26 protein-coding genes, 1 tRNA gene and 1 pseudogene are annotated in these 22405 nt (G+C 62.0%); 7 read left to right on the top strand and 21 right to left on the bottom strand.

Annotated elements, in window-relative coordinates; genetic code table 11:
* Window positions 1-445: 445 nt before the first annotated feature.
* Complete coding sequence (locus QF629_12395) at window positions 446-862, top strand: GFA family protein (protein ID MDP6014322.1); 417 nt, start codon at window positions 446-448, stop codon at window positions 860-862.
* 86 nt (window positions 863-948) lie between these two features.
* Here QF629_12395 and QF629_12390 read toward each other — a convergent pair whose 3' ends face one another.
* From QF629_12390 to QF629_12380, 3 genes are all read right to left on the bottom strand, one after another.
* Entirely contained in the window at window positions 949-2265 is a 1317-nt protein-coding gene (locus tag QF629_12390; GenBank protein MDP6014321.1) for an ATP-binding protein, read from the bottom strand.
* Entirely contained in the window at window positions 2262-2969 is a 708-nt protein-coding gene (locus QF629_12385; GenBank protein ID MDP6014320.1) for a response regulator, read from the bottom strand. Before QF629_12385 ends, QF629_12390 begins: the two co-directional genes overlap by 4 nt.
* A gap of 92 nt (window positions 2970-3061) precedes the next feature.
* Entirely contained in the window at window positions 3062-3673 is a 612-nt protein-coding gene (locus QF629_12380) for a glutathione S-transferase N-terminal domain-containing protein (protein ID MDP6014319.1), read from the bottom strand.
* A gap of 445 nt (window positions 3674-4118) precedes the next feature.
* Between QF629_12380 and hisC the strand changes: the two genes are divergently transcribed.
* On the top strand, window positions 4119-5210 hold the full coding sequence (hisC, locus tag QF629_12375; GenBank protein MDP6014318.1) for a histidinol-phosphate transaminase: 1092 nt from the start codon (window positions 4119-4121) through the stop codon (window positions 5208-5210).
* On the opposite strand, the gene QF629_12370 is transcribed toward hisC, so the two are convergent.
* The 14 genes from QF629_12370 to QF629_12305 form a co-directional block, all read right to left on the bottom strand.
* Window positions 5207-6529, bottom strand: a complete 1323-nt coding sequence (locus QF629_12370) for an MATE family efflux transporter (GenBank protein MDP6014317.1) — start codon at window positions 6527-6529, stop codon at window positions 5207-5209. The genes hisC and QF629_12370 overlap by 4 nt on opposite strands.
* Window positions 6530-6881: 352 nt before the next feature.
* Window positions 6882-7682, bottom strand: coding sequence for a quinoprotein dehydrogenase-associated SoxYZ-like carrier (locus QF629_12365; GenBank protein ID MDP6014316.1), 801 nt, complete (start codon window positions 7680-7682; stop codon window positions 6882-6884).
* Between the two features lie 42 nt (window positions 7683-7724).
* The gene (locus tag QF629_12360; GenBank protein ID MDP6014315.1) at window positions 7725-8129 is read right to left on the bottom strand and encodes a PTS sugar transporter subunit IIA; all 405 of its coding nucleotides are present in this window, start codon (window positions 8127-8129) and stop codon (window positions 7725-7727) included.
* A 60-nt stretch (window positions 8130-8189) separates the two neighbouring features.
* Entirely contained in the window at window positions 8190-9062 is an 873-nt protein-coding gene (gene rapZ / locus QF629_12355) for an RNase adapter RapZ (GenBank protein ID MDP6014314.1), read from the bottom strand.
* Complete coding sequence (locus tag QF629_12350; GenBank protein MDP6014313.1) at window positions 9059-9511, bottom strand: HPr kinase/phosphatase C-terminal domain-containing protein; 453 nt, start codon at window positions 9509-9511, stop codon at window positions 9059-9061. Before QF629_12350 ends, rapZ begins: the two co-directional genes overlap by 4 nt.
* 41 nt (window positions 9512-9552) lie before the next feature.
* Window positions 9553-10020 carry a PTS IIA-like nitrogen regulatory protein PtsN gene (gene ptsN / locus QF629_12345; GenBank protein MDP6014312.1) on the bottom strand — a complete coding sequence of 156 codons (468 nt, stop codon included), beginning with the start codon at window positions 10018-10020 and terminating at the stop codon, window positions 9553-9555.
* Complete coding sequence (raiA, locus tag QF629_12340; GenBank protein MDP6014311.1) at window positions 10020-10391, bottom strand: ribosome-associated translation inhibitor RaiA; 372 nt, start codon at window positions 10389-10391, stop codon at window positions 10020-10022. Before raiA ends, ptsN begins: the two co-directional genes overlap by 1 nt.
* Window positions 10392-10502: 111 nt before the next feature.
* A complete protein-coding gene (gene rpoN / locus QF629_12335; GenBank protein MDP6014310.1) occupies window positions 10503-12014 on the bottom strand; it encodes an RNA polymerase factor sigma-54 in 1512 nt (503 codons plus the stop codon).
* Between the two features lie 3 nt (window positions 12015-12017).
* A complete protein-coding gene (lptB, locus tag QF629_12330; protein MDP6014309.1) occupies window positions 12018-12782 on the bottom strand; it encodes an LPS export ABC transporter ATP-binding protein in 765 nt (254 codons plus the stop codon).
* 7 nt (window positions 12783-12789) lie between these two features.
* Window positions 12790-13266, bottom strand: a complete 477-nt coding sequence (locus QF629_12325; protein MDP6014308.1) for an LptA/OstA family protein — start codon at window positions 13264-13266, stop codon at window positions 12790-12792.
* Window positions 13267-13306: 40 nt separating this feature from the next.
* A complete protein-coding gene (locus tag QF629_12320; protein ID MDP6014307.1) occupies window positions 13307-13963 on the bottom strand; it encodes a hypothetical protein in 657 nt (218 codons plus the stop codon).
* Complete coding sequence (locus tag QF629_12315; protein ID MDP6014306.1) at window positions 13963-14940, bottom strand: KpsF/GutQ family sugar-phosphate isomerase; 978 nt, start codon at window positions 14938-14940, stop codon at window positions 13963-13965. The genes QF629_12320 and QF629_12315 overlap by 1 nt, the downstream gene beginning before the upstream one ends.
* Before the next feature lie 140 nt (window positions 14941-15080).
* A complete protein-coding gene (locus QF629_12310; protein MDP6014305.1) occupies window positions 15081-15692 on the bottom strand; it encodes a ribonuclease D in 612 nt (203 codons plus the stop codon).
* Window positions 15693-15741: 49 nt separating this feature from the next.
* Window positions 15742-15828, bottom strand: a tRNA-Leu gene (locus QF629_12305).
* Between the two features lie 173 nt (window positions 15829-16001).
* Between QF629_12305 and QF629_12300 the strand changes: the two are divergent.
* A pseudogene (locus QF629_12300) lies at window positions 16002-16920 on the top strand (complex I NDUFA9 subunit family protein).
* On the opposite strand, the gene QF629_12295 reads toward QF629_12300, so the two are convergent.
* Window positions 16917-17714 (bottom strand): undecaprenyl-diphosphate phosphatase, encoded by a 798-nt coding sequence (locus QF629_12295; protein ID MDP6014304.1) that lies wholly within the window; start codon window positions 17712-17714, stop codon window positions 16917-16919. The pseudogene QF629_12300 and the gene QF629_12295 overlap by 4 nt on opposite strands.
* Window positions 17715-17830: 116 nt before the next feature.
* Here QF629_12295 and QF629_12290 point away from each other — a divergent pair, with 116 nt between their 5' ends.
* Both QF629_12290 and queG read left to right on the top strand, forming a co-directional pair.
* Window positions 17831-18505 (top strand): glutathione S-transferase family protein, encoded by a 675-nt coding sequence (locus QF629_12290; GenBank protein ID MDP6014303.1) that lies wholly within the window; start codon window positions 17831-17833, stop codon window positions 18503-18505.
* A complete protein-coding gene (queG, locus tag QF629_12285; GenBank protein MDP6014302.1) occupies window positions 18486-19592 on the top strand; it encodes a tRNA epoxyqueuosine(34) reductase QueG in 1107 nt (368 codons plus the stop codon). The genes QF629_12290 and queG overlap by 20 nt, the downstream gene beginning before the upstream one ends.
* Here queG and QF629_12280 read toward each other — a convergent pair.
* Window positions 19581-20393 carry a tetratricopeptide repeat protein gene (locus QF629_12280; protein MDP6014301.1) on the bottom strand — a complete coding sequence of 271 codons (813 nt, stop codon included), beginning with the start codon at window positions 20391-20393 and terminating at the stop codon, window positions 19581-19583. The two genes, queG and QF629_12280, sit on opposite strands and share 12 nt — an antisense overlap.
* Between QF629_12280 and QF629_12275 the strand changes: the two genes are divergently transcribed.
* Complete coding sequence (locus tag QF629_12275; protein ID MDP6014300.1) at window positions 20381-21250, top strand: SDR family NAD(P)-dependent oxidoreductase; 870 nt, start codon at window positions 20381-20383, stop codon at window positions 21248-21250. The two genes, QF629_12280 and QF629_12275, sit on opposite strands and share 13 nt — an antisense overlap.
* A gap of 10 nt (window positions 21251-21260) precedes the next feature.
* On the top strand, window positions 21261-21677 hold the full coding sequence (locus tag QF629_12270; protein MDP6014299.1) for a hypothetical protein: 417 nt from the start codon (window positions 21261-21263) through the stop codon (window positions 21675-21677).
* Between the two features lie 293 nt (window positions 21678-21970).
* Here QF629_12270 and QF629_12265 read toward each other — a convergent pair whose 3' ends face one another.
* Together QF629_12265 and QF629_12260 are read right to left on the bottom strand one after the other, a co-directional pair.
* On the bottom strand, window positions 21971-22135 hold the full coding sequence (locus tag QF629_12265) for a hypothetical protein (GenBank protein ID MDP6014298.1): 165 nt from the start codon (window positions 22133-22135) through the stop codon (window positions 21971-21973).
* Between the two features lie 97 nt (window positions 22136-22232).
* Window positions 22233-22405 (bottom strand): DNA translocase FtsK (locus QF629_12260; protein MDP6014297.1); only part of this gene is annotated, 173 nt, incomplete at its 5' end.

Genomic DNA, 22405 nt, shown 5'->3' with positions numbered 1-22405 from the left:
CGTGCCAACCCTTCGACAATGCGTTATGCAGAACCAGGACTCTCCTTATGAGTGAGGGAGCCAAGGGGCCCAGGTCAGGAGATCGGTCCGATCGCAACAAAAGTGCGATATTTAAACGGTTGGTTCAGTCGGCTAACCTGCGACCAGTGAACAGCTCTATACCGTGTGCGCAACGGCCTCGTCGAAGAAGCTGTTCCCGTTCTTGATGCCTGCCAGGGCGCTGCACGGATTTGGACTCCTATGGGAAGTCAATGCCGCTTCGGTGGCGACGGAGCATCTGGCCGCCGCGTGCTAAAAACAAGAAAACCGATAGGAAACGCGATGTTTCATTCTCACTCAGGACACCATTTGCGATTGTGTGCAAGCAAGATATAGAATTATCAGCCGCAGCCAAGCGGGGGAAAAATTGGATGACTAGTGTAAACTTTGTTGGGGGAATAAAATAATGGCACAGGTAGAAGGTGGCTGTCTTTGTGGTGCGGTCCGTTACAAGAGCGATAGTGAGCCCGTTCTGACTGCGATTTGTCACTGTAAGCATTGCCAGAAACAAGCAGGATCAGCTTTTTCCGTAGTATTGGCGGTGCCGAGAGAGAGTTTGGCAGTGACCGGTGCTGAATTAAAATCGTACGAGGACACCACAGAAAGCGGCCAGTATATGTATCGCAAGTTCTGCGGTAACTGCGGGTCGCCTATCTTTAGCGATGCTGGATTGTTACCAGACCTGCTGTTCATCAAGGCAGGCACTCTAGACGATGCCACGTGGCTGAAGCCAGAAATCCAAATTTGGGGAACCCACCAACTTCCATGTGCGGAGCTAAAGGGTGATGTCCCAAAGGTTGATGGTAATCCACCCACAGAGTAAGCATCGCAAACCTGCACCATGATGTGCGAATAGTGTTATCACAGAATCGGTGGCTCAAGATCCGCTGATGTGTACCGCCTGTTCTGTCAAATCGGAAGTGTCGCGTGAGCGCGCAAGCCGCCTAGCGGCGCATCTTCAAGCCGCAAGTCGCCGCCATGGTTGCGCATCACGTCTGTAGCGATCGAGAGGCCCAAACCGACACCGCCGGTGTCCGGATTACGCGAGGGGTCGAGGCGGAAGAAAGGTTTGAGCACCGCCTCACGGCTTTCGGCGGGAATACCCGGACCGTCGTCGTCGATCGTGATCGATAAGGTCTCTTGCCCCAAGGTTGCAGCGAGGTTGACACGGCTACCGTAGCGCGCTGCGTTGTCGATGAGATTGGTCAGGGCGCGCTTGACAGCGTTCCGGCGCAGCGCCAGCATGACGCCGTCGGGCACCCCGCCGAGCGTTAGCGCGATGTCGTTGCGCTTGGCGTCCGCAGCCACTTCCGCCAATAAATCGGCGAGCGTTACTTCAGTCGTTTCCTCACTGTCTTCGCCACGAGCGAAGGCAAGATAGCCCTCGATCATGCGTTCCATATCGGTGACGTCGGCCTTAAGGGCAGCAATGGCTCCGGCATCGGCATCCATCTCGAGTTGCAGCTTCATTCGTGTCAGAGGCGTGCGCAAATCGTGGCTGACACCCGCCAGCATCTCCGTGCGTTGGGTCAACTGGCGACGGATGCGCTCGCGCATGCGCAAGAAGGCGCGAGCAGCCTGGCGCACCTCCGTGGCGCCATATGGTTTGAAGTCGGCGATCAGCACGCCCTTGCCAAAGCCGTCGGCGGCATGCGCCAGGGCCCGGATAGGGCGGATTTGCCGACGCAGAAAATAGATGGCCAGCGTCAGAAGCACCAGCGATGTACCGACCATCCAGAGAATGAATACATAGATTGTACTGCTGAACAGACGCTTGCGTGATGCCGAAACGGTGAGTACACCAGTCGCTAGCTCGACGGCGATACTGATCCGGTCGGGATTGCTGTGGGTGTCGAACTGGTAGGGGTGGGAGATGCGCTCCGGTAGAACCCGGGCGAGGGTCTGGTCGACGGGACCGAAGAACACGTGCGATGGCCGATCGGGCAGCGTGACACCGGGCTCGAAAGCAGCCTCGACCGCCATGTCGAGGCGAGCGCGGTTGATCAGCCAGGAGGCGTTGACCTGGCTACCATCGGCCTTGACGGCATCAATCAAGAGCGCAATCTCGCCGGCCAGGCCGAGCGCCAAGCGGCGGCCTACGTCCTCCCAATGGCGGCTATAGAAAATGTAGGCTGAGACCGCCTGCAGCAAAACCAATGGTACCATGACGATCAAGAGCGAGCGGCCGAACAACCCGCCCGGCAGAAAGCGCCGAAGGGGTCTCATAGCTCGCGCGCCCCGGCATCGTCAGTGCGCAGGCTGTAGCCTTCGCCGCGCACAGTGACCAGATAGCGCGGACGGCGTGGGTCAGGCTCGATCTTGCGCCGCAAGCGGGTGATCTGTACATCGATGGCGCGCGTCCCCGCCCCGGTACCGAGGGTCTCGCGGGCGAGCACCTCACCGGGGTGTTCGGCCAGGGCGCGCAGCAGCGCCTCCTCTGAAGAGGTCAGCGGTACCGGCTGTTCTCCCTCATGCAGGGCACCCGTGCGCGCGTTGAAGATAAAGGCGCCAAAACGCACGCCGGGAAAGGCTCGCACACGGCGCAATATCGCTTTCAGTCTCGCCAACAGTTCGCCCGGCTCGAAAGGCTTGACGAGATAGTCGTCAGCGCCGCTGTCGAGTCCGGCGATGCGGTTATCGACCGAATCCTGCGCAGTAAGCATAAGCACCGGTGTACGGTCATCCTCGCGCAGCCAGCGTGTGAAGCCCATGCCGTCCTCGCCGGGCATCATGACGTCAAGCACGATGACGTCGAAACGCAGGCCGCGTAGGCGCGCGCGCGCCTCTGCTGCATTCGCCGCTGTGGTGACGAGAAAGCCACCCCCGATCAGATAGCGCCGCAATAGGGCGCGCAGGCGATCGTCGTCATCGACCACTAAAACATGCGGCGCCTCGCTCATGGTGCCAGTATAGGACACGGAGCCAGGCATGCGAGCGCATATTCCGGCTGGCCGTCTGTGGTAGCGCCGTCACGATCGTGATCTTGTGTCCGCTGGGCGGGGTCCGTCGTTCTACCGTTTTCTTATTCTTCCGTGGGTGGGCGGGTTGCCATCATCGCGGCGCGCTCCGATAGGGAGGAGAACCAGGCGGCAAGATCTGCGCGGTTCTGGCGCCAACCATGCTCGGGAAAGCGGATGTCGAGATAGGCCAGCGCGCAGGCCGTGGCCAGCGTGCCGAGGTCGATGCTGGTGTTCACGGACTCGGCTGCCATGGCCTCGACGGCGCGGTCGATCTTGCCCCACTGGCCGGCGATCCACTCGGGCCACCGCAGCGCGGCGGGCCGCAGCACGGTTTCATAGCGCAGCAGCACCGCCGCATCCATCAGACCGTCCGCGAGCGCCTGGCGGCGCAATACATCAAGCCGTATAGGGCCTGCCGCGGGCAGTAGACGCGGACCCTTGTGCAACCCGTCGAGAAAGTCGCAGATAACCCGTGAATCGTAGAGCACCCGGCCGTCATCGCACACCAGAGTCGGTACTTTGCCGAGTGGATTAACCGGCGTTAGCGCCGGATCGGGTGAGAGCGGTGTCATCGATGCGTGGCGATGCTCAATCTGCTCGGCCAGGCCCGTCTCATGGGCCAGAACCAGAACCTTGCGCACGAAGGGCGAAAATGGGTTGCCGTGGAGCAGCATGGAGCGTCTCCTTTAAATATGGGCCGCTAGGTTGTCCCAAATGGGCGCCTTTGTGGCAAGCCTTGGTGCATTTGCGCCATGGCGGCACTTTCGGACATGCCTGTGTCTATTTTGAGAGAGAAACAAGGGAGACCGGTATGGGCAAGTTCCTATTAAGCGATCAGAGTGCTGTGAGCGCTGATTTCGACGGTCTAGCTCGCCGCCATCGCCTTGGTACGAACCGTCACATGTGGCCCCGATCTTCAGCAGACGGGACACAACGGGTTTCGAGATCGCTCCGTTGGACCATTCCGGCACAATAAATTTGGCAAGTGAGGGTTCCACAGCACGCGCTTTGGGTTGACGGTGAGCGGGTTGGCTATTCAGACTGGATTGCGGCCTCGCCAAAACGCCGCCGCGGCGCTATGGTCCGCCGGCCGCAAGATCTTCCAGCAGAGTCGGAACCATGAGTAAGCTCAGCGTAAGCTCTGGCATTCTCGATATCACGCCCTACGTGCCGGGGCGGCAAAGCGCCGAGGGCGGTGACCGTCTGATCCTTTTGTCCTCGAACGAGACACCGCTCGGTTCAAGCCCCTTGGCGACCGCAGCCTATCTTGAAATCGCCGAGCGCCTGCACCGCTATCCTGATGGTGGCGCCTGGGACCTGCGCGACGCGCTCGCCGAACATAACGGCATGGCAGCCGCGCGCATCACCTGCGGTAACGGCTCGGACGAGCTGTTGACACTGTTAGCCCAGGCGTATGCTGCAACTGGTGACGAGGTGCTGATCACAGAACACGCCTTCGCCATCTACAAGATCGCAGCCCAGGCGCAAGGTGCGACGCCGGTGATCACGCCCGAGAGTGGCTATACGGCGGATGTTGATGCGCTGCTGGCCCGCGCTACAGAGCGTACGCGCATCTGCTATCTGGCCAATCCCAACAATCCTACCGGCACTTACATCCCGAGCGCCGAGCTGCGTCGGCTGCGCGCGGGCCTACCCGAGCACACGCTGCTGGTGATCGACGCGGCCTATGCCGAATACATGCGGCGCGACGACTACGAGGACGGCCGTGCCCTGGTCGATGAGGGTGATAATGTGGTGATGACGCGCACGTTCTCGAAAATTTATGGGTTGTGTGCATTGAGACTGGGCTGGATGTACGCGCCAGAAAGCGTGGTTGACGTGGTTAACCGCATCCGCGGGCCGTTCAACGTCAACGCGCCAGCTCAGGCCGCCGGCATCGCGGCGTTGCGAGATAGCGAGTTTCTGGAACGCGCGGCGACCTTCAACGAGCGCTGGATCCCGCGTCTGGAGACGGGAATCGGCGGCCTTGGCCTACACGTACATCCTTCTGCCGCCAATTTTGTGCTTGTCGAGTTCCCCGAGGCGCCCGGCCATACTGCGGCGGATGCCTACGCCTTCCTGCTCGCTCGCGGGATTGTGCCGAGACGGCTCGACAATTACGGCCTGCCCAAATGTCTGCGTTTCTCCCTTGGCACCGAGGAGGAAAACTCGATCGTGCTGCGAGCGCTAGGCGAGTTGATGGCCGGCTAAATCTTAATCTTCGTCCAACCGCGCCGTTCCCAGAGAATGGCGAGGGCGGACGAGTGCAGCAGCCGCCAGCCGCTCTGGCAGACCCAGATGCCGAACAGGCCATAACCGAGCTGCGGGCCGACCAACCAGGCGACGGGTAGGAAGATGCCCCACTGGGTGACGATCGAGACGGTCATGACGGTGCGCACGGCACCGGCGCCGAGCATGGCGTTCTGCAACACCATGCCGACCGAGTCAAAGGCAATGACAATGCCAACCAGGCGTAAGGGCGGTATCGCCAGGGCGCGTGTTTCTACATCTGTAATGAAGCCCGAGAGGATCAGCTCTGGTACCACCGCCATGGGCAGGCCGAGTACGGCCATGATCACCGCCGCGACTTTAATCACGTCCCAGCCCCAGCGATGGGCATCGACTGGATCTCTGGCGCCGAGGGCTTGGCCGACCAGCGAGGCAGCGGCGAGCCCCAGCGCCAGGCCTGGCAGGATGATCACCAAGGTGAGATTGATTAGCACGTTGGCCGCCGCCACCTCAGGCGTGCCGACTTGGCCGACGATCCAGAACAGCGCTGTCAGGCCGCCGGCGAAAAAGAACTGTTGCGCCGAGGAGGGCAGCGACAGCCGCAGCATGGTTAGCATCGTATCGCGTGAGGGCATGGCCGCGAGGAAGCCATGCGGGCGTGCCCGCCGCCAGGCCATCCACATATAGGTCAGGGCGCCGATATAGGTGGCGATGGCGCTGCCCACACCGGCCCCCGTGGTGCCCATCTCCGGTAAGCCGAAGGCACCGAAGATAAGCCCGTAATTGAGCACGATGTTTGAAATCTGCATGATCAACAGCGTGCGCAGATAGACTATGCTGAGGCTGATGCCGTTCCAGAAGCCGCGAAAGGCAAAATTGATGCCGACGCCGAGCATGGCGAAGAGTCTTGCCTCGAAATAGGGCACACCGAGGGCAATTACGGCCGGATCCTCGTTGACTAGGGCAAAAATGTTAGTGGCGAACGCCTGCAATATGGCTGTCGCCGGAAAGGCCAGCACCAGCGCCAGCACCAGGCCACCGTTGAGTGGCACCGCGGTCTCGCTGTCACGGCCCTCGCCCTTGCGCCGCGAAGACATGGCCTGCACGCCAGCCGAAAGCCCCATGACCAGGGCCACGCTGAGGAAATTGACGAAACCGCCGACACCGACGGCAGCCAGTGCCTCGGTGCCAAGTTGCCCCACCATGGCGGTGTCGACCAGGTTGAACAGGGTCTGTGAGGTCATGCCGCCAACAATGGGCAGCCCTAGGAGTAGAATAGCGGAAACGCGGGACCGGTCCACAGGCGGCTTTCTCAGATAGGTGCTCGGCGGTTATAGCTTCCGCGTTTAAAGCGGAACATCATTGCTCTATCGCGCCGGCTGGCGAAACATATCGGGAAAGTCCGGTCATGAAGTCGTGAATCTCTTTGTCCCACGTCTAGGGCATCATCGCGCGCCACGCCCATTGTAACTTGCCGGAGGGCGTCCAAAAGTGAGAGCTCGACCAAAAAGGGCTTCGGACCCGTCAACCAGATGCTGCACGGCCATCCGCTGACCAGCTGGCGGAGCCTCAAAGACCCGCGCATCCGCGTCTGTTCGATCTCAACTGGCACCGGAAATAAAGGTGTGCCTGCCCTCGAGCGGCTAAACCCGGCTACATGGTGTTGTCGCTGGACCTTTCGCCGGGCTCGTAGCCACGCGGGATCGTGGTCGGCTGAGCATCAATGGCGAAATCGTCGCCCTCGGTGTCGGCGACCCTCACGCGCACCGTCTGCAGCCTATTCGGCAAATCTAACATGAACGCGGGATCGGAGGCGATTGAGGCCCAAAGCAGCATTTTCGCTACCTCGCCGGCTTCGCTTCCTACGCTCATGCGGTCGATGTAATGGGCCGGCACCACATCGCCAGTCGCCTCATTGATCACCAGGCCGGTATGCATGGGATGGCCGACCTTGACCTTCAGGCGACTATTGCCGTCGGGGCGTACGAACTGGCGCATCGCGATCTCACCCAAGGCCATATAGCTGCGTGGCGGTGCTCCCTGGCAGCCGCCTGGCGTGCCGACATAGACCTCGCTATGGACGACGTGCCAGACCCCGTCCGGGTCCATAGCGGCGAGGCGCACCGGGGTCGTCTGCTCGAGGCGGATGTTGAAGCCGATGGCATTAATGGGCTGTTGCGGATAAATGCGTGCGACCTGCGGAAAGGGGTTGTTCTCGACGAACAGCGCGATTTCGGCCACCTCATAGGCCGTGTCGCGAAAATCGAGCACCACGGGCACGCTGAAGGCTTCCTCTACGCTTTGGGGGATGACCAGTGAGACGCTGTCGTCGTAAACAACCTCAGTGCCGCCGAACTCAAGATCTAGAATGTCCTGCCAAGCCTCGGTCTCCAAGGGGTTGGCAAGAACTACGGCCGGGGCCAGCGCGAAAGCGAAAGCAACGGATTTCAGCATTAGCCGAGCTCCTTATGATTATTGGCTGCGAGCCTACGGTCTTTAGCCATCGTCGGCAAGTAGCCTGCTGGCGACGTTGATGTATTTGCGCCCTGCTTCCTGGGCGCAGGAGACTGCGTCGGCGAGCGGCTTTTCGCCGCGCACGCTGGCGAGCTTGATCAGCATCGGCAAGTTCACGCCGGCGATCACTTCGACATGCTCCTCGGCCATGATCGAGATGGCGAGATTCGATGGAGTGCCGCCGAACATGTCGGTCAGCATCACCACGCCGGCGCCCTGATCGACTGTGGCCACGGCGTCGATGATCTCCGTTCGCCGTTGCTCTATATCGTCATCGGGGCCGATGCAGATGCTGCGCATGGCTTCCTGCGGGCCCACCACATGCTCAGTGGCGGCAACGAACTCTTCCGCCAAGCGGCCGTGGGTGACGAGTACGATACCGATCATAGCTGCGCTGTTCCTTGGCTGACTTGCCATCCCCGAAGGGCGGTCTGTCTTATACCTGATTTAGTGCGAAGTCTGCTGCCGATCGACATCGCGATGGGCGATTTGTACGGCCACAGCGTCGTCGTTAAGGCGCGACGCGAGGTACTCGGCCACCGCGACCGAGCGATGTCGGCCGCCGGTACAGCCGACGGCGATCGTCAGATAGCTCTTGCCTTCCGCAGCATAGCGCGGCAGCAGCGGTAGCAACCAGCCCACAAGATTGTCGAAGAAGGGCGCGAAAGAGTTATCCGCTGCCACATAGTCGGCAACGTCGGTATCGCGGCCGGTCAGAGACTTTAGATCATCCACATAGTGCGGATTGCGCAGGAAGCGGACGTCGAAGACCAAATCCGCCTCGCGCGGCAGGCCGCGGCGGAAAGCGAAGGAGGTGATGAAGACGCGCAGATCCGGCGTCGCCTCGAGGGCGAAATGCCCAACCAGCACACGGCGCAGCTCGGGCTGGCTGAGCTGCGAGGTGTCGAGTGCGAGGTCGGCGCGCGCGCGCACCGGATACATCACGTTGCGCTCGTGGCGAATGCCGTCGTTGATTGGGCGATCGTCGGCCAGCGGGTGGGGTCGGCGCGTCTCGGTGAAGCGGCGGCGCAGCGTGTCGTCGTCGCAATCGAGGAATAAGAGGCGCGTGTCGAGGTCGGGTTGCGCTATCAGCTCGTCGAGCTCGGCGAACAGGGAATCGGTGTGGAAATCTCGCGTTCGCACGTCGATGCCGATCGCCAGTGCGGTCCCGGCATCACGGCTGGCGGGTAGCAGGTTGTTGACCAAGCTGAGGGGCAGATTGTCGACTACCTCCCAGCCAAGATCCTCGAGCGTCTTCAGCGCCGTCGTCTTGCCGGCGCCCGAGAGCCCGGTGACAAGAATTACGCGCCCAACGCTCACGGCACAGCCTCGCCTAGTGCGCCGGCGAAAGATCCATTGTCGAGAACCGCCTTAAGAGCTACACGGACCTTGGCAGCAGCGGAAGCCTCGAAGGCGGCCAGTGCGATGGCCGGAACGGTAACCCCCGCCAATGTGCGTGTTGTCGGCTCCGGCAGGCGTTCCGGCTGCATATCGGTAAGCATAACTGCCAGCCGAACGGCGATTTCGCTGGCATGGGCCAGGCGCACGATGCCAACGCCACGGACCTCGGTAAGGCCAGCCAACGGTGCTGGCCCGCTGGCGAGCAAGGCCCTGCTGCGGCGTGTCAGGTGCACCCGGTCGTCGGCGACGAGGGTCGCGCCAGCATCGATCAGGCGCAGCGCCAAGTCGGACTTTCCGCTGCCGGGTGCACCTTCGATGAGCACTCCGGCACCACCGATGGCGACACAGCTGGCGTGAATAGAGGTCATGGGGGGAAGGTTGTGGCGGATGGCCGCCGCTGTCAATCGCCTCAGGCTGCGTCGTGGTTGGCAATAGGCTCGGCGAGAACCGCGTAAATGGCCTCGGCGTTGTCGGCGCCGCGCAGCTTGGCGCAGCTCGGCTTGTTGCGCAGCAGGCGGCTGACCTTTGCCAGGGCTTTGAGATGGTCGGCGCCGGCGGACTCTGGCGCTAGCAGCAGAAAGACCAGGTCTACCGGCGCATTATCGATGGCTTCAAAATCGACCGGGGTTTCGAGGCGTGCAAAAAAGCCGAATAGGCGGTCAATCTCGCGTAGGCGCGCATGGGGAATGGCTATACCATCGCCCAAGCCGGTGCTGCCGAGGCGCTCGCGCTCCAGCAGAACGCTGAAAATGCGCCGCTCGTCTAGGCCGGTCAGCTTTCCGGCATGGCGGGCCAGTGCCTGCAGCGCCTGCTTTTTGCTGGTGGCCTTGAGATTGGCGACCACCGCCTCCGGCGAGAGCAGGGCCGCGCCGGCCATCAGCTGTTCTCCATGTGCTCAGCCGCCCGCACTGTCTGTGTGGCCGGGATCGCGGTCTCTATATAGAACTTGTCGGCGTGATGGTCGGTCAGGCGGCGGTGATAGCGGCGCAGACGCATCTCGACGCGGTTCGCCGCGGCATCGAAGGCGGCCTGGGTATCATCGGCCTCACCATGAGCCTGCACGCGAATGCCGTACCCAGCGTGCACCGAGATGTCGCTCCGGTACAGGTGCCTAGCCTTTGTGAACTGCACCACCGAATCAATGGCGCGATCGAAATACTTGTCGACGGCCGATGACAAACGTTTATCCACATGCGCACGTAGTGAATCTTTCACGTCGATGTGCTTGCCACTGACGGCTAATAGCATACGCTTTATTTTGTTTGATTAATCGACTTGCGATGGCCCGGTCGGCACCCTTTTCCTCGCAGAGGGCGCGGAAAATAGTGGTCCGAGCGGGTATCTGTCAATGCCGTTTGGTCAGATGCTTGCGAGCTTCAGACGGCGGCGTTGCACCGAAGACGGAATTTTCATTGATTCCCGATACTTGGCCACAGTACGCCGGGCGATATCTATGCCGTTGCCGTGTAGCAGCGTGACTAGGCGATCGTCGGATAGTACCGCGTCCGCGGTCTCCTGATCGATCAGCGAGCGGATGTGATCGCGCACCGCCTCTGAGGACACTCCATCGCCGCCAGCCCGGCCCCGAATGGACGAGGTGAAAAAGTATTTCAGTTCGAAGGTGCCGCGATGCGTCGCGATGTATTTGTGGCTGGTAACGCGGCTTACTGTGCTTTCGTGCATTGTCACGGCCTCGGCCACGTCGCGCAGGGTTAAAGGGCGCAGGTGACGTACGCCGTGCAATAGGAATCTCTCCTGCTGGCGCACGATCTCGCTGGTCACCTTGAGGATGGTGTTGGCCCGCTGGTCAAGCGCCTTCACTAGCCAGTTAGCTTTCTTAAAATTTTCCCCCAGATAGGTGCGATCTTCCTTGGCAAAGGCGCCGCGCGAAACCTCGGCATAGTAGCGGCAGTTGACTAGCACCCGCGGCAGGGTCTCGGCATTAAGCTCCACCGCCCAGCCGCCATTGGCGTGGCGGTTCACGATTACGTCGGCGATCACGGTCTGCGAGGTCTCGCTGGCGAAGGCTAAGCCCGGTTTGGGATCGAGCTCGCGTAGCTCGTGAACCATAAGTGCGAGCTCTTCCTCGTCGACCTCACACAAGGCGGCAAGCTGCGTAAGCTGCCGCGTGGCAAGCAGGTCGAGATTTTTGAGTAAGGCCACCATGGTGGGGTCGAGTCGGTCGCGTGCGGCAAGCTGAGGGCCGAGACATTCTGCGAGCGAGCGCGCGAATACGCCGGCAGGGTCGCAACGTTGCGCCTTGGCGAGCACTGCCTCGACCTGCGCTAGGGGGCAGGCGAGCCGCTCGGCAAGATCGCCAAGATCGCCTTCAAGATAGCCTGCATCATCGACCATATCGACTAGATTGGCAGCAATCACGCGATCCACGGAATCGGCGATATCGATGCGAAGCTGGGCATCAAGGTGTTCGTGCAAGCTCTCGGGTCTGCTCAGAGACTCTCTAAGATCCAGCGAATCGGCAAAGTCACGGCGTCCGCCACCGCCCCACTCGGGGGTGCTGGCGGCGATCGTCTGTTCGCCGTCATAGACATTGGCGTAGTCGGCATCGAGCGGCGCCTCGCTGTTGCTGGACAGGGTCTCCGAGCCGGTCAGAAGGACACGGTCGGCCACGGGCTCGGCCTCGCCGTCGGGCGCTTCGTCTGGTGCCCCGGGCGCGTCCGCCATCAGGTTCTCGGCCGACACCGGACCGTCCTCGGCGCGCTCGAGAAGCGGGTTCTTTTCCAACTCCTCCTCGACGAAGGCGGAAAGCTCGATATTCGAATATTGCAGCAACTTGATTGCCTGCTGCAGCTGCGGCGTCATGACCAGGCCCTGACCCAGCCTTTGCTCTAGTCTTTGTGCGGCAGCCATCTCTCAGAGGCTGAAACGGTCGCCGAGATAGACTTGACGCACGCCCTCATGGGCAACGACATCATCCGGCGCGCCTTCCATCAGCACCGAGCCGTCGTGCAGAATGTATGCCCGATCTACGATATCGAGCGTCTCACGCACATTGTGCTCCGTGATCAGCGCACCGATGCCGCGATCTTTGAGGTGCGAGATGAGATCGCGGATCTCGCCCACAGCAATGGGGTCTATGCCCGCTAGCGGCTCGTCGAGCAGCATGAAGCTGGGTTGCGAGGCGAGCGCGCGGGCGATCTCGACACGGCGGCGCTCGCCACCGGACAGGGCCAAGGCCGGGGTGCGCCTGAGATGGCTGATCGAGAACTCGGCCAGCAGCTCGTCGAGCATGGTCTCACGGCGCTCGTGGATCGGCTCCACGACCTCGAGCACGGCGCGGATGTTGTCCTCGACGCTGAGCCCGCGGAAGATCGACGCCTCCTGCGGTAGATAGCCGATACCGAGACGAGCGCGGCGGTACATGGGCAGGTCGGTGATCTCATGGCCGTCGATGCTGATGCGCCCCGCATCGGGGCTGAGCAGACCGGTGATGAGATAAAAACAGGTGGTCTTGCCGGCGCCGTTGGGACCCAGTAGACCGACCGCTTCGCCGCGCTGCACGCGCAGGCTAACATCGCGCAATATCGGTCGGCGGCGATAGCGCTTGCCCAGGCGCTCGGCGCTCAGGCCTTCGGTTTCACTTACCAGGCGCGGAGCCTTGGGAGGAATATCGCCCACGGGCGCCTCAATTTCCACTTTCGGGTTCGAAGATCATCTTCACGCGGCCATCACCGGCCGGCTGGATGTCGCCAGAGGCATCGCCCTGCAGCGTGCTGCGGCCACTGACCAGATCCATCGTCAGATGCTCGCCACGCAACACGTTGTTGCCCTGGACGAGGACGACCGACCCCTCGAGCACGGCAACCCGGCGCTCGACGTCATAGGCGCCGGCTTTGCCGCGCGCGCTTTCCGTTGGCGTGGTCAGGACCACATTGCCTTCGGCATCGATGCGGCGAATGCGGTTGGGCGCGGCGGTTTCGCCCTGGTCGATGTAAGCCGTGAGTACATCTGCGCGCAATCGGTAGCGGCCCTGCACAGCGTCGGCATTGCCGCGCGCGACTGCGATGCCTTTCTCGTTCATCCATTCCATGGTATCGGCGGTGATCTCCACCGGGGCATTGGAATCGGATTCAAACTGGGCGGCGGCCGTGTTGACCAGCACCAGCAAGGACGTCAGAACACAAAGACTTCTGCGCATCGTCTCAACCCTCGTCCGTGGTGAACAGCGTGAGCCGCGGGCGATCGGCGAAGTGAAACACGCGCCCCTCGGGGCGATACTCGAAGCCGATAGAATCGAGCAATCCCCAAGGTCCCTGGCTATGCGTCGGGCGGTTGCTGACGGCGCTGCCACGGTTGAGGTCGAATGTGACTTGGTCCGTATCAACGGTAAAGCCACTGTCGGTGAAAAGCTTCACCGAGCCGGCCAGTTCCAAGGTCTCGGCCTCGCGGTCGAACAGTCCCTGGTCAGCGCTAACTAGCAGCCAGGCGCCATCTTCCAGGGTAATATCGCCCTGAGGCGCGACAAGAAAGATCACATCGTCATCGCCGGAGGGCCGCATCGCGGTCTCCGCCGTCACCGTATAGGATTGATTGGCCGAATCGGTGCCGACAAAGCGCGGATTGAGCATCTCGTCGCGTCCTGTGATGGCGAAGCCGGACTCAGCGAAATCGAGGCGGAAACGTCCAGCCGTCTCCTTCATCAAAGGATAGGCGACCAGCGAGGCCAGCAGCGCCAACGCCGCTATCGGCACCACCAGGCGCAAGAGCACTAGGCGGCGGCGATAGCCGGCCTCGGTACGCAACTCCTCGTTGCTAATGCGTCGCCGCCGCCAGGTGCGCAGAAACTCGGCTCGGGCCATTAGGCAAGACCCGCGCGCAGGCAATCGTGCAGATGTAGGATGCCCACCGGGCGGCCGTCCTCGACCACGAACAGGCTGGTGATTTCGCGCGTACTCATGACCCACAGCGCCTCGGCGGCAAGATGTCTGCCGCCGATCACCTTCGGATCGGGCGTCATCACCTCACCGGCCGACATCGTCAACAGGTCGGGTGCCATGTGGCGACGCAAATCGCCATCGGTGACGATCCCGATCAGGTTGCCCTCGTCGTTTGTTACACCGACACAGCCGAAGCTTTTGGTCGTCATGACCAGCAGCGCATCCGCCATCGGCATGGCTGCCATCACCAAGGGCATGTGCTCTGCTCCGTGCATCAGATCGCTGACGGTGCGCAGCCGCGTGCCCAGATTGCCGCCCGGATGCAGCATCCGAAAATCGACGCCGTTGAAGCCGCTGCGCACGACCAGCGCCACGGCCAGGGCGTCGCCGATCGCCAAGGCCATCGTTGTCGACGTGGTCGGCGCCATGCCGTTGGGGCAGGCCTCGGGCATGTTAGGCAGCACCAATATCACGTCAGCACTGTTGCCTAGGGTGCTTTTGGGTCGGCCAACGATGGCTAGCAGCGGGATGCGGAAGCGCGCCGCATGCTCGACGATATCGTTGAGTTCGGCGGTCTCACCGGAATTGGAGAGGGCAAGGATGGCATCATCACTGGTGATCATGCCGAGGTCCCCGTGGCTCGCCTCGCCGGGATGGACGTACATCGCGGGCGTTCCGGTGGAGGCTAAGGTGGCCGCGATCTTCCGGGCGATGTGCCCAGACTTGCCCATGCCGGTCAGCACCACATGCCCTTTGATGTCCGCTATTGCTTCGACAGCGGCGGCGAAATTCTCATCCAGGGTCTCGGAAAGACGTGCCAGGGCCTGAGATTCGGCATCGAGAACCTGGCGGCCTGCTGTAACGGCTTCTGCCGGGCCCCACGGCGGGGACTCGCTTATGGCCTCAGGCGCGTCGTCGAGGTCTGTCGATATGGTCAAATCGCCCTACTTTTTCTCGCGGCCCCAATCTTGCATATCACGCAATGAAGTATGGAGCTCGGGGCCCGCGAAATCAATCACCTCAAGGCCTTAGAGGCTGGTTAATGGGCGAAAATATCTTCGCCGTCCCAGCCTGCGAGATCGAGCGCGGCACGAACTTCAAGAAAGTCGAAGCATGCCTCAGCCACACCGTCACGGCCTTCCCGCTGGAGCATGGCATCAAGCTTCTCGCGCAGCTTGTGTAGGTGCAGCACATCGTTTGCTGCATAGGCCTGTTGCGCCTCGCTCAAGGTCTCTGCGGCCCAGTCAGAGCTTTGCTGCTTCTTGGAGAGATCGACACCAATCAACTCGGAGCAGAGGTCCTTGAGGCCATGGCGGTCGGTGTAGGTGCGCACCAGCTTAGATGCGATCTTGGTGCAATAGACCGGGCGGCAGATCACATTCATGGCCTGCCCTAGCATGGCTACGTCGAAGCGGGCGAAATGGAACAGCTTGGTGACGTTCTCGTTGGCCAATAGGCGGCAAAGATTCGGTGCCTTATACTCGGGCCTAGGGAAATGCACCAAGTGGGCGTCGCCGTCGCCGGCCGAAAGCTGTACCACGCAAAGCCGATCGCGGTTGAGGTCGAGTCCGGTGGTCTCGGTGTCCACGGCCACCTGGTCGGCGAAGCTCACGTCGTCGGGGAGATCAAACTGGTGCAGGTGCACGGCCATAAGCGGTCTCCAGCGCTGCGGGGTTAGCCTGCCGGCGCGGCGCAGGCGATGGTGCCCAGGAGAAGACTCGAACTTCCACGACCTTACGGTCACTGGCACCTGAAGCCAGCGCGTCTGCCAATTCCGCCACCTGGGCAGGGCCGGCGATATCGCTCAAACGGGCGCGACAGCAGGCAGTCACTACCGGTGGGCCGGGAGCCTGTCAACGCACTTTCTGCTGGCACCTCAACTGCGCCTGGGGCAAGTTTCGGCATCGTCCCAGGCGGACTTGTCCGCCGGCAGATGCGTAGGAAGACGTGACGGGAGTCCATGGCGGCCGCACAGGTAGCGGTTTTCGGCGGCTCAGGATTTCTCGGCCGCCACATCGTCCAGGGCTTGGCGCAGGCCGGTACTCGCACGCTTTTTGCGTACTATGGGCGATGTTGGCCAGGTGGTGCCAATTCAGGTCGATTTGCGTGACGGGGCGGCGGTAGCGGCAACGCTTGAAGGCTCGGACGTAGCCATCAACACGGTCAGCATACCTTACGAGCGTGGCCAACAGCGGTTCAACGCGATTCATACTCAGGCGGCAAAGCGCGTGGCCAAGGCGGCCACCGCGGCCGAGGTCGGGCGGTTGCTGCATGTCTCAGTCCTCGGCGCTGCTGCGGGCTCCCGGTACGGTCGCAGCAAGACAGAGGGCGAAGCCGCGGTCAGGACGGCGTTTCCCGGTGCAACAATCCTGCGCCCCAGTCTGATGTTCGGCCCGGACGATGATTTCTTCAACCGCTTCGCAGCGCTGGCCCGCATTGCGCCGATGCTGCCGTTGATAGACGGTGGCCACACGCGTTTCCAGCCAGTGCACGTGGAAGATATTGCGGCGGCGGCGGTTCACGCCCTTGAGGACGGTCGCACGGCAGGCCGGGTATTCGAGCTTGGCGGGCCGCGAGTCTATAGTTTCTGTGAGTTGCTTGAATATATCATTTCGGAAACCGAACGGCGCTGTCCGCTGCTCCCAGTGCCCGCGGCGCTGATGATCGTCAAAGCCTGGTTTCTGGAATTCTGGCCAACGCCGCTGTTAACCCGCGATCAAGTGCGCCAGCTAGCCAGCGATTCGGTGGTGAACGATAGCGCCGAGGCTGGCCGCCTCGCTGATCTCGGCATCACGCCGACAGCGCTCGAAGCCATCGTGCCCGCCTATCTCGCCCGCTATCGTCGCGGCGGCGGCCTGGCACCGAGTCGCAGCGCCTAAAGGTAGACGTAGCCTAACAGGCAGAAGCCCAAGGCCAGGCGGTAGAGCACCAGCGGTGTGAAGCTGGCGTGGCGCAGCCAGCGCATCAGTACCGTGATCGCCGCTAGCGCCGCCGCGAATGACAGCATCGCCGCCAGCAGCGCCGAAGCGCTGAGCCCGGCATCTTCAGCGGCCACAAGCGACGCGCCCTCTAGGACGCCGGCACCGAGTATCACCGGGATCGCCAGTAGCATCGAGAAACGCGCCGCCTCGTCGCGCGCTAGGCCGAGCAGACGACCGGCTGTCATGGTGATACCGGCCCGGCTTGTGCCCGGCACCAGTGCCAAGACTTGGGCCAAACCTATTGCCAGCGCCCGGCACCAGCCGATATCATCGATGCGGTCCGCTGCTGGACCGAATCGGTCGGCAAAATAGAGCAAGACCGCGCCCCAGGTCATCGACCAGGCAATAATCTCAATCTCGCGCAGGGCATCCCCGGCCCAGGTTGCCAGCGCCGCGCCGGCGGTTACCGCCGGCAGGGTCGCCAGCAACAACAGCAGCAGTAGGCGCCGCTGCGGATGTAAGCGCCCGCGCGGCAGCGCCAAGGCAGCTGCTGCGAGCGCGGCCACGTCGCGGCGAAAATAGACTAGCACCGCGCCGAGACTGCCAATATGGGCTGCGACATCGATGGCCCGCCCCTGGTCGTCCCAGCTAGTCAGAATCGGGATCAACGCCAGATGCCCGGACGAGCTGACGGGTAGAAACTCGGTGATCCCCTGGACCAGAGCGACGACGATCAGATGAACGAGGCTCACACCTGTACCCCCTTTTATGTTGCTTGTTTTGCCAGATTTATCCAGTAGGGCACAACCGCGGCGCTAGCACCGGCGGCGGGCCGGAGGGTACGATACACGCACGTGGAGGGGGAGCTGTGTCTGAGGAGCGAATTCTTTATCACCTACCGCTTTCAGCGGGTAGTCGTGCGGTGCGTCTCGCGCTGGCCGAGAAGGGCTGGGACTGTGGCCTGGTCGCTGAGCCAGTGTGGGAGCGGCGGGACGCGTTCCTGGCACTTAACCCGGCCGGGGAGGTGCCGGTCTTCAGCGAGGGCGCTATCGCCGTTTGTGGCGCCGGGCCGATTCTTGAATACCTCGACGATGTGCAGCCGGACATGTCACTAATTGCCAGCGAGCCCGCTGCGCGCGCTGAATGCCGGCGTCTCTGCGACTGGTTCGCCCGTGCTTTCCACGCCGAGGTTGTGCATCCGTTGCTCGACGAGAAAGTTCTCAAGCGCTTCTTCCGCCGCGGCCATCCCGATTCTGAGATCATTCGGCTCGCCAAGGCTGCGATCACCACGCACCTCGACTACATCGCCTGGCTTGTCGAGCGCCGTCGCTGGTTGGCTGGCGACGCGCTCAGCCGCGCCGATCTGGTGGCGGCAGCCGAGTTTTCCGTGGTCGACTATCTTGGTGACGTCACCTGGTCCGCCAACGAAGTGGCCCGTGACTGGTACGCCAAGATCAAGTCGCGCCCCGCCTTCCGTGCCCTGCTCGAGGACTACGTGCCAGGCGTTGCCCCGCCCCGCCACTATGGCAACCTCGATTTCTGAGCAAATCTGCGCGCGCGCGCTTGACGCCGGCTTCGATGCCGTCGGCATTACCCGGCCCGAAACAGCGGCCGGCGATGATCTTGCGGCGTTCGTCGCTGAGGGCTGGTACGGCGACATGGACTGGCTGGCGGACACTCTGGCACGCCGGAGCCATCCCAGGGCGTTGTGGTCGGACGCAAGGAGCGCGATCATGGTGGGGCTGTCTTATGCTTCGGCTAACGATCCACTAGCACTGCTCGATAGGCGCGATCGCGGTAACATCTCGGTCTATGCCCGCAACCGCGACTATCACGATATTCTTAAAGGTAAGCTGAAACAGCTTGCCCACTGGTTGATCGCAAAAACTGGCGGTGAGGCAAAAGTATTCTGTGACACCGCGCCGCTAATGGAGAAATCTCTCGCTGCCGCGTCCGGCATCGGTTGGCAGGGCAAACATACCAACTTGGTCTCGCGTGAGCATGGCTCTTGGCTGTTCCTTGGTGCCGTACTTACAACGCTGACATTGCCCGCCCATACATCCGGCAAGAACCGCTGTGGCAGTTGTCGGCGCTGCCTCGATGTTTGCCCAACCGGCGCTCTGCCGGCGCCCTATCGGATCGACGCACGACGCTGCATTTCCTATCTTACTATCGAGCATAAGGGGCATATTCCGCGGGAGCTGCGCTCGCTTATGGGGAACCGTATCTATGGCTGTGACGATTGTCTGGCGGTTTGCCCCTGGAATAAATTCGCACGGGCGACGACAGAGCCAAAACTGATCTGTCGCGAGGTACTGAGCGCCCCGCGGCTGGCCGAGCTGGCAGCGCTCGACGATGCCGCCTTTCGCGCTCTGTTCGCCGGGTCGCCTGTCAAGCGCACGGGCCGAAATTACTTTCTGCGCAACGTTCTCATCGCCATCGGTAACAGCGGATATACCGAGCTTGCCACAAGTGCCAAAGCCTGCCTTGGTGACGCTTCGCCACTGGTGCGCGCCATGGCGATCTGGGCGCTGTCTAGACTCTTATCCGAGCAGGCGTTCGTAGAGTTGCGTGCTATCTACGAACCGGACGTGGATGACGACGTATGCGCGGAATGGTCAGCGGGCTAACTCGGCGAGGAAGCGGCGCGCCAGCACTGCGGCGGCATTGTCCGGCGCCAGTAGCAGTACCTGCGAAAAATCAGCGCGAGCTGCCGCCGTGTCGTCCGCATATAGGCGCAGGATTGCACGCTCGACCAGGGCATCCACATTGGCTGGATTGATGGCGAGCGCCCGCGCAGCGTCAGCGGTCGCAAGCTCCCAGACTTCGAGTCGGCGATAGGCCGCGGCCCGGAAGGCGAGCGCATCGTCGCGGCCCGGCGCCCGGTCGAGCGCGGCATCGAGATCGGCTACCGCCGACCAGTAGTCGCCGACGCCGGCATGGGCTCGGGCGCGGTCGATTAACAGCTCGATGTCGCCGCGATGCACCAGCAGAGCCGAATCGAAGGCGGCGATTGCCAGATCAGGTCGACCGGCGATAAGCCAGCCATTGCCCGCCTGGCCGTGCAGATCGCCCCGCACCGGCGCCGGCAGAGTGTCGTCGGTCGCCAGGCGGGCAAGCTGGGCAACCCCTTCCGCGATCTCCCCGGCATCGATCATGGCGACTGCCAGGCAATGGCGGGCAGGTGTGGCGGTCGGCGCTTCGGCCAACCAGTCGCGGGCTATGGCGAGCCCGGCCTCGGCGTCGCGCTTGACTAGCGTCAGGCAGGCTTCGTAACGCCCAGGTTCCGCAGTAAAAGCGCTACCAGCGAACATGACCATTGCCGCTAGTGCTAGGATACGACGCGCTTGCGAGGGTAGAAACATGGCGCCTACATTGGTGACTGCCCCACCCCCTTGCAAGCCCTCAAGGAATACCGATGAGCCAATCACGATTGTTCTGCTTTGGGCTCGGCTTCAGTGCCGCCGCCGTGACGCGCCGTATGCTTCGCGAAGACTGGTGGGTGGCCGGCAGCCGTCGCGATGCGGCCGGTTGTGCTTGGATCGCTGCGCTCGGCGCCGAAGCCTATCGCTTCAACGAGAGCCATGCGCTCGATGCGGCGGCGCTGGCCGGCACAACGCACCTGCTGACGAGCATCGCGCCGCGTGCGGATGGCGATGTGGTGCTTGCGTCACAGGCGGAAACTATCGCTGCGCTCGAGAGTCTGGAATGGATCGGCTACATCTCGTCCACCGCCGTCTATGGCGACCGTCGGGGAGGGCTTGCTGCGGAGAGCGATGCTGTGGCGCCGGTCAGTGGGCGCGGGTGCCGGAGGGCGTCGGCAGAAGCGGCTTGGTTGGCACTCGGCGAGGGCGCGGGCAAACCGGTGCAGATATTCCGTGCAGCCGGCATCTACGGCCCGGGGCGTAGCGCCCTTGATCAGATCGTAAACGGCAAGCTGCGACGCATCGACAAGCCAGGCCAGAAATTTTCGCGCATCCACGTCGACGATCTGGCGGACGCAGTGGCGGCGTCAATAGCTGCACCACAGGCGGGGGCAATCTACAATCTCTGTGACGATGAGCCGGCGTCGAACGCCGAGGTGCTGGCCCATGCCTGCACTCTGCTTGGCCGGGAGCCGCCACCGCTAGTGCCGTATGCGGAAGCCGAGGCCGGCATGTCCGCCATGGCGCGGGAGCTTTGGTCTGATAGCCGCCGCATCGATAATCGCCGCATGCACGAAGTGCTCGGCGTTGCGCTCTCTTATCCTAGCTATCGCGAAGGCCTCGCTGCTATTCTCGCAACTTAGGATTGGCGGCGTGGTCGGGGCAGACGTGGCTGTCGACTACACGTTGTATAGCATCTATTTTGGTATGGATGCCGAAGAAGTGGTAACCCTGCGCCGCCCTCACGGTGTGACGCTGGCGGGGCAGGGTCGCTCCACCAGCGTCGGATTGCAAAGTCGTGAATTGGACAAGAACTCAACCCAGACGCTGAGGGTTGCCTGCGGTACCGGGCTAGCGTCGGCTGATTACAGAAAAAGAACAGAAAATATGGTTTGTTCTTCTGGTGCCATAACTACGACTATACTAAGAGTTCCCAAAACTAAACCTTCGGCGGGACATCCAACCTGGATAACCGCCGCGCTATACCTCAACGGAGATCATCCTGATTACGGCGGACAATTTGGCCGGCTAAGCACCATTGTCGGCGGTCGGGAGGAGCGTTCGAGTTGATTTACGACCGCAGGTATAGATATTGGCTTGGTTAATTCTCGATAGCTAGAGTCAACACGCCAGCCGATGCTCTGCCAAACATCGTTAGCGGCGAACTCGAAAAGCTTACGGCACGTCTTGATGGCCTGTACGTAGCCATTGCGGATGGACTCCGCACACCGGGACTGAAAACCAAGATCGAAGAGATGGAGGCAGAGCTCACCACGCTGAAGAACGAGCTCGATGCGGCGCCTCCGCCCGCACCCATTCTTCACCCCAACCTCGCCGAACTGTATCGGCGCAAGGTCGAGAAACTACACGAGGCCCTCAACGAGCCGAATAGCCGTTCCGAGGCCGCAGAAACCCTGCGCGGGATCATCGAGCGGATCGACGTCGCCCCCTTGGGGCAAGGTGCCTTCGAGATCGATCTTGTCGGCGACATTGTCAACATGATCGAGTTGGCGGAGACCAGTCCACAAACAAAAAAAGCCGCCTCTAACGAAGCGGCTGTTCCTGATGTTTACCAAAGTTCGGTAAAGGTGGTTGCGGGGGCGGTAAGCCAACGTCTCATATGGTCTAACCCCGCTCGGGCAGCAGCACCTCACGCTTGCCCACGTGATTGGCAGTACCGACCATACCTTCCGCCTCCATACGCTCGATGATCTTTGCCGCTCGATTGTAGCCGATACAAAGGTGGCGCTGGATAAAACTCGTAGAGGCCTTGCGCTCGCGTGCGACCAGATCGACGG

Source organism: Alphaproteobacteria bacterium (assembly GCA_030739735.1).
In the GTDB taxonomy this organism is placed as follows: domain Bacteria; phylum Pseudomonadota; class Alphaproteobacteria; order UBA7887; family UBA7887; genus UBA7887.
The sequence above is the reverse complement of the archived record's forward strand: the minus strand, read 5'-3'. Positions and strand labels throughout refer to the sequence as shown.